Raw genomic sequence first — 15,806 nt, 5'->3', positions numbered from 1 at the left:
GGGTTCAGGCCGGTTGTTCCACCGGCGGCTTGGCCACCGAGCAGAGGCGGATCGAGTCGGCGAGGATCTCGATGGCCTTCGGCCGCGGGAAGCTGGCGCGCCAGGCGATGGCCACGGTACGGAACGGTGCGGGCGCGGTCAGCGGACGGACTTCGATGACGCCCGGCGCGTAATGATGGCTGTGCACCGCCGACAGCGGCAGGATCGACACGCCCAGGCCCGAGGCGACCATGTGGCGGATGGTTTCCAGCGAGCTGGACTCGACCGTGGTGTGCTTGGAACCCTCGCCGCCCTTGTTCAGCGTCGGGCAGGCCTCGAGCACCTGGTCGCGGAAGCAGTGGCCCTCGCCGAGCAGCAACAGGCTCTTGTCGTTGAGCATGGCGGTGTCGATGGTGTCCTTGGCGGTCCACGGGTGGTCGGCTGGCATCAACGCGCAGAACGGCTCGTCGTACAGCGGCAGGGTCAGCACGTCGGCCTCGTTGAACGGCAGGGCGATGATCACCGCGTCCAGTTCGCCGTTGCGCAGCTTTTCGCGCAGCACGTGGGTGAAGTTCTCTTCGATGTACAACGGCATCTGCGGCGCCACGCGGTGCAGCTGCGGGATCAGGTGCGGGAACAGATAGGGGCCGACGGTGTAGATGGCGCCGACCTTGAGTGGCGCGGTCAGCTGGTTCTTGCCGGCCTGGGCCAGCTCGCGGATACCTTGGGCCTGCTCCAGTACCTTCTGCGCCTGGGCGACGATGCTCTCGCCGACCGGCGTGAGGCGCACCGCGCTCTTGCTGCGCTCGAAGATCAGCACGCCGAGTTCGTCCTCGAGCTTCTTCACGCCCACCGACAGGGTCGGCTGGCTGACGTGGCAACGCTCGGCCGCGTGGCCGAAGTGCTGCTCTTGCGCGAGGGTGACGATGTAGCGAAGTTCGGTGAGGGTCATAACGTGCGTCCATGAAGTTGCGGCCCCAGCATAGCGGCTGCAATCGATAGACGCACGTTATCAGACTTGCCGTTTTGTGACAGAAACAAAAACGTCAGCGTCGGTCCAGCGAGTAGACGAACGGCGCGACGACTTCGATCGTGCCATTGTTCAGCAACTCCGCCGGAGGCTTGGGCACCGTGCCGGCACGGCGGATCATCTCCAGCGTGGCCCGGTCCAGCGCCGCGCTGCCGGAACCGCCGGCCAGCGCGTACGAGACCACCTTGCCTTCGGCGTCGACCACGAAGCGCAGGCGGTTGATGCCCTGCAGTCCGCGACGGCGAGCGTCCTCGGGGTACTTCTTGTACTTGGCCAGGTGACGCAGCAGATCGCTCTGCCAGCTTGGCAGGGCATTGCTGTTGGACGCGATGCTCGGCTGTGGCGCCGCCGACTTCTGCGGTGGCGTGTTGCTCGGCGGCGTGTCCGCGACGTCGTCCTTGGCCGGTGGTTCGTCCTTCGGCGGCTCAAGCTTCTTCTCGGGCTTGGGCGGCTGTGGCTTGGCCTTGGGCTTGGGCGGCTTGGGAATGGCGATCTTCGGCTTCGGTGCCTCTGCCAGCTTCGGCAGTGGCGGTTCCTCGACCGGCGTCGGCGGTTTCGGGGCGGCCTTGGGCGGTGGCGGCGGCGCGGGCTCGGGCAGCGGTGCCAGCTCGACCATCATCGCTGCCGGCGGCAACTCGAGGGCCTGGGGCACCGACCAGTTGAGCGTCAGCAGCACGGCGACTGCGTGCACACCCAGCACGATCGCCAGGCTGCCACCGTAGCGCGCCATGTTTGAGCGCGTTTTCGTCATTTCTTGGCTGCCGTCTCGAGTCCGACCAGGCCGACCTTGAGGTAGCCGGCGGCGCGCATGGTGTTCATCACTTCCATCAGGTCGCCGTAGTCGACGCCCTTGTCAGCCTGGAAGAAGATGGTGGTTTCCTTGTCGCCCTTGGTCTTGGCGTCGAGCATGGCGCCAAGCTGGTCGCGCTGGGCCACCTCGTCGTCGCCGAGGTAGAGCTTCTTGTCGGCCTTGACGCTGACGAACACCGGCTTCTCGGGCCTCGGCGCGGGCTTCGCGGTCGAGGCGGGCAGGTCGACCTTGATGTCGACCGTGGCCAGGGGCGCCGCGACCATGAAGATGATCAGCAGCACCAGCATCACGTCGATGAACGGCGTGACGTTGATTTCGTGGTTCTCGGCGAGGTCATCGCCACCTTCGTTGAGATGCAGGCCCATGGCTTACCCCACTTTCACCATGTGCGGGGCGGCGCGCTCGCTGCCCTGGTGGTCCAGATCGCGGCTGACCAGCAGCAGGACCTGGGCGGAGGCGTCGGACACCTGTGCCTTGTAGCCGGCGATGGAGCGGGCGAAGACGTTGTAGATGACCACGGCCGGGATCGCGGCGACCAGGCCCAGGGCGGTGGCCAGCAGGGCTTCGGCGATGCCTGGGGCGACCACGGCGAGGTTGGTGGTCTGGGTCTTGGCGATGCCGATGAAGCTGTTCATGATGCCCCACACGGTGCCAAACAGGCCGACGAACGGCGCGGTAGAACCGATGGTGGCCAGCACGCCGGTGCCGCTGCTCATGGTCCGGCCGCTGGCGGCCACCAGGCGCTCCAGGCGGAAGCTGACGCGTTCCTTGATGCCTTCCTTTTCGCGGGCGTTGGCCGACAGGCGCATCTCTTCGAGGGCGTCATGCACCAGGGTGTGGGCCAGGGTGCCTTCCTTGTTCGACACCTCGCTGGCCTCTTTCAGGCTCACCGAGCGCTTCAGGGCGGCGATCTCGCCACGCAGGCGGCGCTTGGCGCCCATCAGCTCGAAGCCCTTGGCGATCCAGATGGTCCAGGTGATGATCGAGGCGATGGCCAGGCCGATCATCACGGCCTTCACCACCACGTCGGCGTTCTTGTACATGCCCCATGGTGACAGGTCGTGGGCCATGCCCAGCGAGGTGTCTTCGACCATCGCCTGCACGTTCTCGTCGGCTGGTGCCTGGCCTTCCACCGGAGCATTTGCGTCAGCAGGCGCGGCGATCGGCGCGGCAACCGGTGCCTGGCCTTCGGCAGCTGGCGTGGCCGGGGCGGTGGCAGCGGCGGCTGCCGGGGTAGCGGCGACAGGCTCATCGGCCATGGCTGCCGGGGCCAGTACCAGGCTGAACATCAGCGCGGCAATGGCGCGCCAGGCGCGCGACGGGGTTGGCGAAGCGGAAGGTTGAGTACGTGTCATGCTGGCCGGACCTGATGAAGAGAAATGGGTTGAGTTCTTCAAGGCCTCGAAGCAGGCCGAGAACAGACAGGGCCGCCATTATTGCAAGTAATTCTTGTTAACAAAAGTAATACTGTTGCTTTTTTTGACCTTGGTATAGCCGTTTATCGCGCTAACCCGATAGCCTGTGCCTTTCGCATTAGGAGGTTTGGTATGTCAGACGTTTCAGCTTTGATCGTGGGTTGCGGTGATGTGGGCAGCCGCCTGGCCCGCCAACTGCTTGCTCAAGGCTGGCAGGTCAGCGGCTTGCGCCGTTCGGTCGATCAGCTGCCCGAAGGGGTTCGGCCGATCGCCGCCGATCTGGCCGAGCCGCAGATACCGAGCGCCTGGCCTGAGCAGGGGCCTGATTACCTGGTGTATTGCGTGGCGGCCAGCCAGCACGATGAAGCCGGCTACCAGGCGGCCTATGTCGAAGGTCTGCGCCATGTGCTGGGATGGCTGGCGGCGAAAGGGCAGCGGCCACGACGCCTGGTGTTCGTGTCCAGTAGCAGCGTGTATGCGCAGCAGGACGGTGAATGGATTGCCGAAGCGGCAGCCACGCAGCCCGAGGGCTATTCCGGCAAGGTGATGCTCGAGGCCGAGCGGCTGGCGCTGGACAGCGGCATTCCCGCGACGATCCTGCGCCTGACCGGCATCTATGGCCCGGGGCGTGAGTGGTTGCTGAGCCAGGTGCGCCAGGGTTACCGCGTGGCCGAGGAGCCACCGTTGTACGGCAACCGTATCCATGCCGAGGATGCCGCCGGCCTGATGGCGCACCTGCTGCGCGCCGATGCCCGGGGCGTTGCGCTGGACGACTGCTATATCGGTGTCGATGACAATCCGGCGCCGCTGGCCGAGGTGGTGGCCTGGCTGCGCGAGTACCTGGGCGTTACCCAGTGGTCGGATGAGCAGCGGGTGCGGCGTACCGGCAGCAAGCGTTGCAGCAATGCGCGGGCGCGGGCGTTGGGGTGGGTGCCGCAGTACCCGAGCTACAAAGAGGGGTATGCGGCCATTCTCGAGGGAAGAAACTAACCTTCAAGGCTTGATGCGCCCCCTTGTAGGAGCGGCCTTGTGCCGCGAAAGGGCTGCGAAGCAGCCCCAGCAATCCATGCGGCGCCTCTTGAATCCTGGGGCTGCTTCGCAGCCCTTTCGCGGCGCAAGGCCGCTCCTACAGAGGGCGTGCGCGCTTCAGTCCTTTTCCAGCACCCACTGCCGCGCACCGGCGGTCAGTTGCGGCATTTCATCCGGCTGGGCGCGGTTCACCGCCTGGAAGATCTCCAGGGTGTCGCCGTCGCGCTTGAAGATCCACGGCGCGCCGCGCTGGTTGCGCTCCAGCCACAGGCTGTCGTTGCCATCGCCCATGGTCGCGCAGTCGCCCGCCAGACACAGGGCGAAGCGGTCGGGGCCGGGCAGGCCGGTGACGTTGCCGGTGTCGCTGAAGTGCACCACGGCGCCCTTGCCCTGGCCTTCGACGATCTTCCAGTCGCCGCCCAGGTATTGCTGGTACAGCGCCTTCTCGAAGCTGCCGCCCAGCGGCGTGTTCTGTGGGCCTTCGCTGCGCACGAAGGTTTGCTGGTGACCGGACGGGTCGATCGCCAGCAACTCGTCGCCGTCGAGCTTGAGCTGTTCGATCAGGCCACCTTCGAAGCTGACCTGCCAGTCTTTCTCGTTGGCGCTCAGACGCCCGTCGGCCGCCTCGAAGCCATTGCTGAAGCTGGCCTGCTGGTTCTTGACGTCGATCTTCCATTCGAACACCGGGCCCTGGGCGTCGAGGGCCTGGCGCAGGCTGGTGCCTTTGCGGGCGGCGTCGATGGCGGCCTGGTTGATCCAGGTGCCGTTGAAGTCTTCGGGTTTGTGGCTGGCGCAGCCGCCCAGGAGCAGGGCTGCCAGCGCGAGAGGCAATGCGTGGCGCATGGGGGAAACCTTGGGGCAGGAGAGGGTGGTGACGGGCGTGGCGCCCGTCACCGGGGGTATTACTCGAGGACCAGGATGGCGTCCATTTCGACCTGGGCACCCTTCGGCAGCGCGGCTACGCCGATGGCGGCGCGGGCTGGGTAAGGCTGTTCGAAGTAACGGCCCATGATTTCGTTGACCTTGGCGAAGTGGCTCAGGTCGGTGAGGAAGATGTTCAGCTTGACGATGTCCTTGAACGAGCCGCCAGCGGCTTCGGCCACCGACTTCAGGTTCTCGAACACCTGGACGGTCTGGGCTTCGAAGCCTTCGACCAGTTCCATGGTCTTTGGATCGAGCGGGATCTGGCCCGACATGTACACGGTGTTGCCAGCCTTGATCGCTTGCGAGTAGGTGCCGATGGCGGCAGGGGCCTTGTCGCTGGTGATGACGGTCTTGCTCATGATGACTCCTTGCGGTTGGCGGACTACGCACGCATCCGGGTGATGCGGACCACGCCGGTCAAGGTGCGCAGCTTCTTGATCACACGGGCCAGGTGCACGCGGTCGTGCACGCTGACCACCAGTTGGACCACGCTGATACGGCCGTCGCGTTCGTCCATGCTGATTTTCTCGATGTTGCCGTCGGCGGCGTTGACGCTGCTGGCCAGCAGCGCGATCAGGCCGCGCTGGTGCTCCAGCTCGACGCGCAGCTCGACGTTGAACTCGCCGGTGATGTCCTTGGCCCAGGAGAGCTGCAGGCACTTCTCCGGGTTGTGGCGGACTTCACTGATGTTGCGGCAGTCTTCCAGGTGCACGACCATGCCCTTGCCGGCCGACAGATGGCCGACGATAGGGTCGCCCGGGATCGGGGTGCAGCACTTGGCGTAGCTGAGCACCAGACCCTCGGTGCCGCGGATCGCCAGCGGGCCTTCCGGCGCCGGCAGCTGCTCGCCTTCGGCGGACAACAGGCGGCGGGCGACCACGTAGGCCATGCGGTTGCCCAGGCCGATGTCCTCGAGCAGGTCCTCGAGCAGTTCCAGGCGGTACTCGGCGAGGATCGACTGGATGCGTTCCTGGGGGATCTTCTCCAGGCTGCTGTCGAAGCCGGTCAGCACCTTGTTCAGCAGGCGCTCGCCAAGGCTGATGGACTCGGAGCGACGCTGCTGCTTGAGGGCGTGGCGGATGTGCGTGCGTGCCTTGCCGGTGACCACGAAGTTGAGCCAGGCCGGGTTTGGCCGGGCGCCCGGTGCGCTGACGATCTCGACGGTGGAGCCGCTCTGCAGTGGCTCGGACAGCGGCGCCAGGCGGCGGTTGATGCGGCAGGCGATGCAGCTGTTGCCAACGTCGGTGTGCACCGCGTAGGCGAAGTCGACGGCGGTGGAGCCCTTGGGCAGCTCCATGATCCGGCCTTTGGGGGTGAAGACATAGACCTCGTCCGGGAACAGGTCGATCTTCACGCTCTCGATGAATTCCAGCGAGTTGCCGGCACGCTGCTGCAGCTCGAGGATGCCCTTGACCCACTGACGGGCGCGGGCGTGGCTGCCCTTGGGCTGCTCTTCCTCGTTGGACTTGTACAGCCAGTGCGCGGCGATGCCGTTGTTGGCCATCTCTTCCATTTCGCGGGTGCGGATCTGGATCTCGATGGGCACGCCGTGCATGCCGAACAGCGTGGTGTGCAACGACTGGTAGCCGTTGGCCTTGGGGATCGCGATGTAGTCCTTGAACCGACCCGGCAGCGGCTTGTACAGGTTGTGCACGGCGCCGAGCACGCGGTAGCAGGTGTCGACCTTGTCGACGATGATGCGGAAGGCGTACACGTCCATGATCTCGGTGAAGGCGCGGCGCTTGCCGCGCATCTTCTTGTAGATGCCATAGAGGTGTTTCTGCCGGCCGCTGACCTCGCCCTGGATGCCGTCGGCGGCCAGGCAGTTGGCCAGCGAGGTCTCGATCTTGGCGACGATTTCCTTGCGGTTGCCTCGCGCGCTCTTGACCGCCCGGTGGATCAGCGACGAACGCATCGGGTGCATGGCCTTGAAGCCGAGGTCCTCGAACTCGACGCGCACGGTGTGCATCCCCAGGCGGTTGGCGATGGGGGCGTAGATTTCGAGGGTTTCCTTGGCGATGCGCCGGCGTTTTTCGCCGGACAGTACTTCCAGGGTGCGCATGTTGTGCAGGCGGTCGGCCAGCTTGACCAGGATCACGCGGATATCGCGGGCCATGGCCATGGCCATCTTCTGGAAGTTCTCGGCCTGCGCCTCGGCCTTGGTCTCGAAGTTCATCTGGGTCAGCTTGCTGACCCCGTCGACCAGCTCGGCGACGGTCTCGCCGAATTGCTGGCTCAAGGCTTCCTTGGCGATGCCGGTGTCTTCGATCACGTCGTGCAGCATGGCCGCCATCAGGCTCTGATGGTCCATGTGCATGTCGGCGAGGATGCTGGCGACCGCCAGCGGGTGGGTCACGTAGGGCTCGCCGCTGCGGCGGCGCTGGCCATCGTGGGCCTGCTCGGCGTAGAAGTAGGCCCGGCGAACCAGGTTGACCTGTTCGGGGCCCAGGTAAGTCGACAGCCGTTCGGCGAGGGCTTCTATACCCGGCATGGTTTCACCTCTTGCTGAAGAAGAGGGCCTTGCGCCGCACGGTGTCGACTGGGCATCAATCAGACGGCCTCGTTGTTCTCGTCCTCGAACGCGGCGAATACCGGATCCTCGGTGACGATCTCTTCGGCGGCGATGAACTCTGGCGTGACGATGCCTTCGGCGATTTCACGCAGGGCGACGACGGTCGGCTTGTCGTTTTCCCACGCAACGCGTGGCTCTTTGCCGCCGGTAGCCAGCTGGCGGGCGCGCTTGGTCGAGAGCATGACCAGCTCAAAGCGGTTATCCACGTGTTCCAGGCAGTCTTCAACAGTTACGCGGGCCATGGTCTTCCTCAGTAGCAAATGCGGTAGGCGTGCGCCCAGAATGGGCAGGCGGACTCGATAGTTTAAAAAATCACCAGCCAATAGGGAAGGGCTGTTTTGTCGGGTGTGCCTGTGGCGCTTCTATCGCGGGGCAAGCCCGCTCCCACGAATGTGTTCCCGAAACGGGCAACGTGGGAGCGGGCTTGCCCCGCGATAGGGCCGATCCAGACAACTGGAGCCAACCGCCGATGCCCGACAATAGCGTGCCGTCCATCGCCGACACAACCGCCCCTGACGCGTTAACGCAACATTGCGTCGCGCAGGCGCGGAGTCAGCTCCTCGAACAGCGTCTGCACCGAGCGCAGGGCGCGGCAATCGGGTCGGGTCAGCAGCCACAACTGGGTGTCGCAGCCGGGCAGCGGGCCGCTCAGCGCCTCGACGCCGGGCAGGTCGTGGACCATGTAGTCGGGCAGTGCCGCGACGCCCAGGCCGGTGGTCACCAGTTGGGCGATGGTCGACATGCCGCTGCACTGGTAGCGCGGGATCAGCCCCGGGTGATGCTGGTTACGCCAGACCACCGTGGCGTGGTCCTGCATGGAATCGTCGGGGGCGATCCATGGCACGTTGGCGGCGGACTCCTGCAGGCGCTCGCGCAGTACCGGCAGGCCGCAGACCACGTAGGAGGTCGAGCCCAGGCAGCGGCCCACCAGGTGTTCCGGCGGGGTGTTGGTCAGGCGCAGGGCGATGTCGGCATCGCGGCGACTGAGGTTGGCGAAGGTATTGGAGGTGCCCATTTCCAGCGACAGCGCCGGGTAGTTGGGCATGAACTCGGCCAGCGCCGGCAGCAGCAGGCTGTGCAGCACCGCCTCGGTGCAGGTCAGGCGCACGGTGCCGCTGACCACCTGCTCACCGCTGGTCAGGGCGATGCGCGCCGCGTCCAGCGCCTGTTCGGCGCGCTCGGCCTGCTCGGCCAGGGCCTGGGCGGTATCGGTGGGCAGGTAGCCCTTGCGGCTCTTGACGAACAGCGCGGTACCCAGCGCCGATTCCAGCCGGCGGATCGAGCGGAAGACCGTGGAAACGTCGACCTTGAGCAGTTCGGCGGCCTTGGCCAGGGAGCGGCCGCGCTCCAGCGCCAGGACCAGTGAGAGGTCTGCATGGTTGATCTGATATTGCATCGGTGCACGCTCTGCTTGCCAAAATGCCAATGTCTGTTGCGTTGAGGCCATTTTATAGTGGAACGGCCCCCGGGAATCAATGCAGCCGGTTGGCAACAAGCCCCCCACGATGGGCCAGTTAAAAGAACAACAGCAGCACCATCGTCGCCTGCCAAGGCGTCATCCGCAGTTCCCCACATCGCCGCTCCAAATCGAAGGATGTACAGCCATGACGTCGGTCTCCCCGTGCGCCAGTTCTTCCCGCGAGATGAATGAGTTCCTGGATGCCCATCCGGATACCCAGTACGTCGACCTGCTGATCTCCGACATGAACGGGGTGGTGCGCGGCAAGCGCATCGAGCGCGCCAGCCTGCACAAGGTGTACGAGAAGGGCATCAACCTGCCAGCCTCGCTCTTCGCCCTGGACATCAACGGCTCGACCGTCGAAAGCACGGGCCTGGGCCTGGATATAGGCGACGCCGACCGTATCTGTTTCCCGATTCCCGGCACGCTCTGCGACGAGCCATGGCAGAAGCGCCCGACCGCGCAGTTGCTGATGACCATGCACGAACTGGACGGCGCGCCGTTCTTCGCCGACCCGCGCGAGGTGCTGCGCCAGGTGGTGAGCAAGTTCGACGACCTGGGCCTGGATATCTGCGCCGCGTTCGAACTGGAGTTCTACCTGATCGACCAGGACAACCTCAACGGCCGTCCGCAGCCGCCGCGCTCGCCGATCTCGGGCAAGCGCCCGCAGTCGACCCAGGTGTACCTGATCGACGACCTCGACGAATACGCCGACTGCCTGCAGGACATGCTCGAAGCGGCCAAGGAGCAAGGCCTGCCTGCCGACGCCATCGTCAAGGAAAGCGCCCCGGCGCAGTTCGAGGTCAACCTGCACCACGTCGCCGACCCGATGAAGGCCTGCGACTACGCGATCCTGCTCAAGCGCCTGATCAAGAACGTCGCCTACGACCATGAGATGGACTCCACCTTCATGGCCAAGCCCTATCCGGGCCAGGCGGGCAACGGCCTGCATGTGCACATCTCGCTGCTGGACAAGAAGACCGGCAAGAACATCTTTGCCAACGACGACCCGCTGCAGAGCGACACCCTGCGCCACGCCATCGGCGGCGTATTGGAGACCATGCCGGCGTCGATGGCCTTCCTGTGCCCGAACATCAACTCCTACCGCCGCTTCGGCGCCCAGTTCTACGTGCCCAACGCACCGAGCTGGGGCCTGGACAACCGCACCGTGGCGGTCCGCGTGCCGACCGACAGCAGCGAGAACGTGCGCATCGAGCACCGCGTGGCCGGCGCCGACGCCAACCCGTACCTGATGCTCGCGGCGATCCTCGCTGGCATCCATCACGGCTTGACCAACAAGGTCGAGCCGGACGCGCCGATCGAGGGCAACTCGTACGAACAGCTGGAACAGAGCCTGCCGAACAACCTGCGCGACGCCCTGCGCGCGCTGGACGACAGTGAAGTCCTCAACCAATACATCAGCCCGGACTACATCGACATCTTCGTGGCCTGCAAGGAGAGCGAGCTGGCCGAATTCGAAGTGTCGATCTCCGACCTCGAGTACAACTGGTACCTGCACACGGTGTAAGCCCATGAGCGCAATTGCGGTCCCCTTGATCGGTGTCAGCGCCTGCCGCCAGCAGGTGGGGAAGAACTCGTCGCACACGGTGGGCGACAAGTATGTCGAGGCCGCAGGCTTTGCCGGGCTGCCGCTGATCCTGCCGGCGCGTGATGGCGGCAGCGACACCCAGGCGCTGCTGGCCCGGCTCGATGGCATTCTTTTTACCGGTTCGCCTTCAAATGTCGAGCCGCATCATTACAATGGCGCCCCCAGCGCGGAAGGTACCCGGCACGATCTTGCACGTGACCGCCTGACCTTGCCGCTGCTGCAGGCGGCCATTGCCGCCGGTGTGCCGGTGTTGTGCATCTGCCGTGGCTTCCAGGAACTGAACGTGGCCCTTGGCGGCAGCCTGCACCAGCGGGTGCAGGAATTGCCCGGCTACCTGGACCACCGTGAACCTGAGGACGCACCCCTGGAGGTGCAATACGGCCCTCGTCACCCTGTCGGCATCGAGCCGGGTGGGGTGTTCGAGCGCCTGGGCCTGGCTGCGCGGTTCGAGGTCAACTCGCTGCACAGTCAGGGCATCGACCGTCTGGCCCCGGGCCTGCGTGTCGAAGCACGGGCCCCGGATGGCCTGATCGAAGCGGTGTCGATGCCTGATGCGCCGGGCTTTGTTGTCGGCGTGCAGTGGCACCCTGAATGGCGTTTCGCCGAAAACCCGGTTTCGCTGCGCCTGTTCGAGGCGTTCCGCGAGGCCTGCATTGCCCATGCTGCACGGGAGGGTGCGCGCCAGGAGCGATTCTGACGTCACCCGAAAGTCTCGGATGACTCACCCCCAAAGCGAGCTTTCAATGAGTGGAAGCGGGCCCTCTACGGCGGGTCTGTGACAACAATTCCAATAGTTACGGCAAATACTCATGAGCGATTACACAGAAGCCGGACGCCCACCCGACGTGGCGTCCGACTCGGGCAACACCCAGCGCGGCAAGGGCCTGGCCAAGGGCCGCCTCGGCCTGCTGGCCAGCGTCGTGCTGGGCATTTCCACCATCGCCCCGGTCTACACCCTGACCGGCGCGCTCGGCCCGACCGTGCGCGAAGTCGGCGCCCACCTGCCGGCGGTGTTCATCGTCGGCTTCCTGCCGATGCTGCTGGTGGCCCTGGGTTACCGCGAGCTGAACTCGGCAGAGCCCGACAGCGGCACCTCCTTCACCTGGTCGGCCCGGGCTTTTGGCCCGATGATCGGCTGGATCGGCGGCTGGGGGCTGGTGGTCGCCACCACCATCGTGCTGTCCAACCTGGCGGGCGTGGCGGTGGACTTCTTCTACCTGTTCCTGGCCCAGATCACCGGCAACCAGGAGCTGGCGGCACTGGCGGACAACCTGTTGGTCAACGTCACCACCTGTTGCGTGTTCATTGCCCTGGCGGTGTGGATCTGCTGTCGCGGCATGGCCACCACCATGACCGTGCAGTACGGCCTGGTGGCCTTGCAACTGCTGGTGCTGATCGGCTTCGCCTTCGCCGCCTTCGGCGAGACCACCGCGCCGCCGCCGCTGGCATTCGATCTTGCCTGGTTCAACCCGTTCGGCGTCGAGTCGTTCTCGGCGTTCGCGGCGGGCCTGTCGTTGTCGATCTTCATCTTCTGGGGTTGGGACGTGTGCCTGACCGTCAGCGAAGAGTCGGTCGGCAGTGAAGAAGTGCCCGGCAAGGCCGCCACCTGGACCGTGCTGCTGATTCTCGGCCTGTACCTGCTCACCGCCATCGCCACCCTGCAGTTCGCCGGGATCAGCGAGGATGGCCTGGGCCTGGGCAATCCGCGCATCCAGGAGAACGTGTTCGCCCACCTGGCCGGCCCGGTCATGGGGCCGCTGGCGATCCTGATGTCCATCGCCGTGCTGGCCAGCACCGCCGCCTCGCTGCAGTCGACCTTCGTCTCGCCGGCGCGCACCTTGCTCGCCATGGGTTACTACGGCGCCGTGCCGCAGCGCTTCGCCACGGTCTGCCCGCGTTCGCAGACGCCACGTTACGCAACCATCTGCGCCGGTATTGCCGCGGGCCTGTTCTACGTGACCATGCGTACCCTGAGCGAGAACGTGCTGGCCGACACCATCACCGCGCTGGGCATGATGATCTGTTTCTACTACTCGCTGACCGCGTTCGCCTGCGTGTGGTACTTCCGCCGCAGCCTGTTCGACAGCGTGCGCCACTTCTTCATGCGCGGCGTCTGCCCGCTGGTGGGTGGGGTGATCCTGTCGGTGATCTTCATGCGCACGGCGATCGACAGCGCTTCGCCGGACTTCGGCAGCGGCTCGCATGTGGGCGGGCTGGGGCTGGTGTTCGTGATTGCGGCGATCATCTCGGCACTGGGGATCGTGCTGATGATGCTGTCGCGGCTGCGGGCGCCGGCGTATTTCCTGGGGGCTACCCTGCGTCAGCAGGCGACCATTCAGCTGCAGGACTAACGCATGGGGGCGCTTTGCGCCCCTTTCGCGACACAAGGCCGCTCCTACAGGTACAGCGCAGTTTCAGACTCTGCACCGTACCTGTAGGAGCGGCCTTGTGTCGCGATAGGGCCTCGCAGAGGCCCCGGCGGTCTTCAGCCGATCAGCTGCTTGAGCAACTCACCATGCCGCGCCTGCTGTTTCTTCAGCAACAGGCGATTCGAGGCGAACACCGACTTCATTTCTTCCAGCGCCACGCCGAAGTCGTCATTGATGATGACGTACTCATACTCGTCGTAGTGCACCATCTCGCTGACCGCTTCCTTCATACGCCCGGCGATGATCTCCTCGCTGTCCTGCCCACGGCCATCCAACCGTTGACGCAAGGCCTCCTGGCTTGGCGGCAGGATGAAGATCGAACGCGCCTCGGGCATCAGCTTGCGCACCTGCTTGGCGCCTTGCCAGTCGATTTCCAGGATCAGGTCGAAGCCCTGGTCGAGAGTTTCCTGCAACGCGCTGCGCGACGTGCCGTAGAAGTTGCCGAACACTTCGGCGTGCTCGAGGAAGTCGCCCTGGGCGATCAATGCCTTGAACTCCTCGTGGACGACGAAGTGGTAGTTCACCCCGTGCTCCTCGCCCGGACGCATGGCGCGGGTGGTGTGGGAGACCGAGACGCGCACGTTGGTGTCGTCCTTGATCAGGGCCGTGACCAGGCTGGTCTTGCCGGCGCCGGACGGGGCCGAAACGATGTAGAGGGTGCCGCTGCTGTGGTTCATGGTGGGGGTGGCCTTACTCGATATTCTGTACTTGTTCACGCATCTGTTCGATCAGCACCTTCAGGTTGACCGCCGCCTGCGTGCTGCGCGGGTCGAAGGCCTTGGAACCGAGGGTGTTGGCTTCGCGGTTGAGCTCCTGCATCAGGAAGTCCAGGCGCCGGCCGGCGGCGCCGCCGGACTTGAGCACCCGGCGCACCTCGGTGACGTGGGTGCTGAGGCGGTCCAGCTCCTCGGCGACATCGCTCTTCTGCGCCAGCAGGACCATTTCCTGCTCCAGGCGCTGCGGATCGAGCTCGGCCTTCATGTCGCCGAAGCGATCGAGGACCTTCTGCCGTTGCGCGGCCAGCATCTGCGGCACCAGGGTGCGCAGGGTGGCGACTTCGCCGGCCATGCTGTCCAGGCGTTCGTTGATCAGCCGGGCCAGCTCGGCGCCTTCGCGCTCACGGCCCGCCTTGAGTTCGGCCAGCGCCTCGTCGAACAGGGCGATGGCTTCGGCATTGAGCGCCTGCGGGTCGCTGGCGTCGGCCACCAGCACGCCTGGCCAGGCCAGCACTTCCAGCGGGTTGAGCGGCGCTGGCTGCTTGATCAGGCCGGCGACGGTCTCGGCGGCGGCCACCAGCTGCGCGGCGCGCTCGCGGTCGACCTGCAACGGCTTGCCGGCGTTGTCCTCGCTCAGGCGCAAGGTGCACTCGACCTTGCCGCGGGACAGGCCCTGGCGCAGGCCCTCGCGTACCGCGCCTTCGAGGTCGCGCAGCGCTTCGGGCAGGCGCAGGTGGGGTTCGAGATAGCGGTGGTTGACCGAGCGCAGCTCCCAGACCAGGGTGCCTTGGCTGCCAGCGCGCTCGACACGAGCAAAAGCGGTCATGCTATGCACCATGGGGAGTACCTCGCGTATTCAGGTGAACGGGGAGCCTGTCGGCTGCAAGGCGCAGGATTGTAGCGCAGTGCGGCCCGGGCGCCCAATCCACCCATGCTACCGACCCTCTTCTGGCCTGTCGGAAAAGGCGACAGGCTGCGCGGGTACGACGACAGGCGTGCCTTCGGCGGGCGGCGGGCTCTATAATGCTCGGCAGATTCAAAGTCCCGGTACAGGTATCCCAGATGAAACGTCCAAGTGGTCGCGCCGCCGATCAGCTCCGCTCGATCCGCATTACCCGCAACTACACCAAGCACGCCGAGGGATCGGTACTGGTCGAGTTCGGTGACACCAAGGTCATCTGCACGGTCAGCGTCGAGAATGGTGTTCCCCGCTTCCTCAAAGGTCAGGGCCAAGGCTGGCTCACCGCCGAATACGGCATGCTGCCGCGTTCGACCGGCGAGCGTAACCAGCGTGAGGCCAGCCGCGGCAAGCAAGGTGGCCGCACCCTCGAAATCCAGCGCCTGATCGGCCGCTCCCTGCGCGCCGCGCTGGACATGAGCAAGCTCGGCGACATCACCCTGTACGTCGACTGCGACGTGATCCAGGCCGACGGCGGTACCCGTACCGCCTCGATCACCGGCGCCATGGTCGCCCTGTGCGACGCCCTGGCGGTGATCAAGAAGCGTGGCGGCCTCAAGGGCGGCAACCCGCTCAAGCACATGATCGCCGCAGTGTCGGTGGGCATGTACCAGGGCGAGGCCGTGCTCGACCTCGACTACCTCGAGGACTCCGCCGCCGAGACCGACCTGAACGTGGTCATGACCAGCGCCGGTGGCTTCATCGAAGTGCAGGGCACCGCCGAAGGCGCGCCGTTCCAGCCTGAAGACTTCAACGCCATGCTGGCGCTGGCGCAGAAGGGCATGACCGAGATCTTCGAACTGCAGCAGGCCGCATTGGCTGACTGACTGTTCCTGTAGACACGAAAAAGCCGACATCAATGTCGGCTTTTTCGT

Annotated in this window: 16 protein-coding genes; 5 read left to right on the top strand and 11 right to left on the bottom strand. The window is 65.5% G+C overall.

All coding sequences use genetic code 11. The features are described from left to right. Window positions 1-4: 4 nt before the first annotated feature. The 4 genes from AC0MAZ_RS02980 to exbB form a co-directional block, all read right to left on the bottom strand. Entirely contained in the window at window positions 5-931 is a 927-nt protein-coding gene (locus tag AC0MAZ_RS02980; protein ID WP_028689956.1) for a hydrogen peroxide-inducible genes activator, read from the bottom strand. A gap of 94 nt (window positions 932-1,025) precedes the next feature. Further along, a complete protein-coding gene (locus tag AC0MAZ_RS02975; RefSeq protein ID WP_028689955.1) occupies window positions 1,026-1,760 on the bottom strand; it encodes an energy transducer TonB in 735 nt (244 codons plus the stop codon). After that, window positions 1,757-2,185, bottom strand: a complete 429-nt coding sequence (exbD, locus tag AC0MAZ_RS02970; protein ID WP_023632733.1) for a TonB system transport protein ExbD — start codon at window positions 2,183-2,185, stop codon at window positions 1,757-1,759. Before exbD ends, AC0MAZ_RS02975 begins: the two co-directional genes overlap by 4 nt. A gap of 3 nt (window positions 2,186-2,188) precedes the next feature. After that, window positions 2,189-3,175, bottom strand: a complete 987-nt coding sequence (gene exbB, locus AC0MAZ_RS02965; RefSeq protein ID WP_203649378.1) for a tonB-system energizer ExbB — start codon at window positions 3,173-3,175, stop codon at window positions 2,189-2,191. A gap of 192 nt (window positions 3,176-3,367) precedes the next feature. On the opposite strand from exbB, the gene AC0MAZ_RS02960 reads away from it, so the two are divergent. After that, the gene (locus AC0MAZ_RS02960; RefSeq protein ID WP_475860117.1) at window positions 3,368-4,225 is read left to right on the top strand and encodes an SDR family oxidoreductase; all 858 of its coding nucleotides are present in this window, start codon (window positions 3,368-3,370) and stop codon (window positions 4,223-4,225) included. A gap of 156 nt (window positions 4,226-4,381) precedes the next feature. On the opposite strand, the gene AC0MAZ_RS02955 is transcribed toward AC0MAZ_RS02960, so the two are convergent. The 5 genes from AC0MAZ_RS02955 to AC0MAZ_RS02935 form a co-directional block, all read right to left on the bottom strand. Continuing rightward, a complete protein-coding gene (locus AC0MAZ_RS02955; protein WP_475860115.1) occupies window positions 4,382-5,107 on the bottom strand; it encodes a hypothetical protein in 726 nt (241 codons plus the stop codon). Between the two features lie 59 nt (window positions 5,108-5,166). After that, window positions 5,167-5,547: a RidA family protein gene (locus AC0MAZ_RS02950; protein WP_028689951.1), complete on the bottom strand. Its 381-nt coding sequence runs from the start codon at window positions 5,545-5,547 to the stop codon at window positions 5,167-5,169. A 23-nt stretch (window positions 5,548-5,570) separates the two neighbouring features. Further along, a complete protein-coding gene (gene spoT / locus AC0MAZ_RS02945) occupies window positions 5,571-7,679 on the bottom strand; it encodes a bifunctional GTP diphosphokinase/guanosine-3',5'-bis pyrophosphate 3'-pyrophosphohydrolase (RefSeq protein ID WP_028689950.1) in 2,109 nt (702 codons plus the stop codon). Between the two features lie 59 nt (window positions 7,680-7,738). After that, the gene (gene rpoZ, locus AC0MAZ_RS02940) at window positions 7,739-8,002 is read right to left on the bottom strand and encodes a DNA-directed RNA polymerase subunit omega (RefSeq protein ID WP_008091595.1); all 264 of its coding nucleotides are present in this window, start codon (window positions 8,000-8,002) and stop codon (window positions 7,739-7,741) included. A 278-nt stretch (window positions 8,003-8,280) separates the two neighbouring features. Further along, window positions 8,281-9,156 (bottom strand): LysR family transcriptional regulator, encoded by an 876-nt coding sequence (locus AC0MAZ_RS02935; protein WP_203649385.1) that lies wholly within the window; start codon window positions 9,154-9,156, stop codon window positions 8,281-8,283. A 208-nt stretch (window positions 9,157-9,364) separates the two neighbouring features. Here AC0MAZ_RS02935 and AC0MAZ_RS02930 point away from each other — a divergent pair, with 208 nt between their 5' ends. The 3 genes from AC0MAZ_RS02930 to AC0MAZ_RS02920 all read left to right on the top strand — a co-directional run bounded on the left by AC0MAZ_RS02930 (window position 9,365) and on the right by AC0MAZ_RS02920 (window position 13,179). Further along, a complete protein-coding gene (locus AC0MAZ_RS02930; protein ID WP_203649387.1) occupies window positions 9,365-10,747 on the top strand; it encodes a glutamine synthetase family protein in 1,383 nt (460 codons plus the stop codon). A 4-nt stretch (window positions 10,748-10,751) separates the two neighbouring features. Next, complete coding sequence (locus tag AC0MAZ_RS02925) at window positions 10,752-11,525, top strand: gamma-glutamyl-gamma-aminobutyrate hydrolase family protein (protein ID WP_203649389.1); 774 nt, start codon at window positions 10,752-10,754, stop codon at window positions 11,523-11,525. 112 nt (window positions 11,526-11,637) lie between these two features. Continuing rightward, window positions 11,638-13,179 (top strand): APC family permease, encoded by a 1,542-nt coding sequence (locus tag AC0MAZ_RS02920; RefSeq protein ID WP_475860114.1) that lies wholly within the window; start codon window positions 11,638-11,640, stop codon window positions 13,177-13,179. A 134-nt stretch (window positions 13,180-13,313) separates the two neighbouring features. On the opposite strand, the gene gmk is transcribed toward AC0MAZ_RS02920, so the two are convergent. Continuing rightward, the gene (gene gmk, locus AC0MAZ_RS02915; protein ID WP_475860113.1) at window positions 13,314-13,934 is read right to left on the bottom strand and encodes a guanylate kinase; all 621 of its coding nucleotides are present in this window, start codon (window positions 13,932-13,934) and stop codon (window positions 13,314-13,316) included. Between the two features lie 13 nt (window positions 13,935-13,947). After that, window positions 13,948-14,811 carry a YicC/YloC family endoribonuclease gene (locus AC0MAZ_RS02910; protein WP_186712300.1) on the bottom strand — a complete coding sequence of 288 codons (864 nt, stop codon included), beginning with the start codon at window positions 14,809-14,811 and terminating at the stop codon, window positions 13,948-13,950. A gap of 224 nt (window positions 14,812-15,035) precedes the next feature. Between AC0MAZ_RS02910 and rph the strand changes: the two genes are divergently transcribed. Next, window positions 15,036-15,758 (top strand): ribonuclease PH, encoded by a 723-nt coding sequence (gene rph, locus AC0MAZ_RS02905; protein ID WP_009681991.1) that lies wholly within the window; start codon window positions 15,036-15,038, stop codon window positions 15,756-15,758. The last annotated feature ends 48 nt before the right edge of the window (window positions 15,759-15,806 follow it).

This window comes from Pseudomonas sp. A (assembly GCF_056270345.1).
The sequence above is the reverse complement of the archived record's forward strand: the minus strand, read 5'-3'. Positions and strand labels throughout refer to the sequence as shown.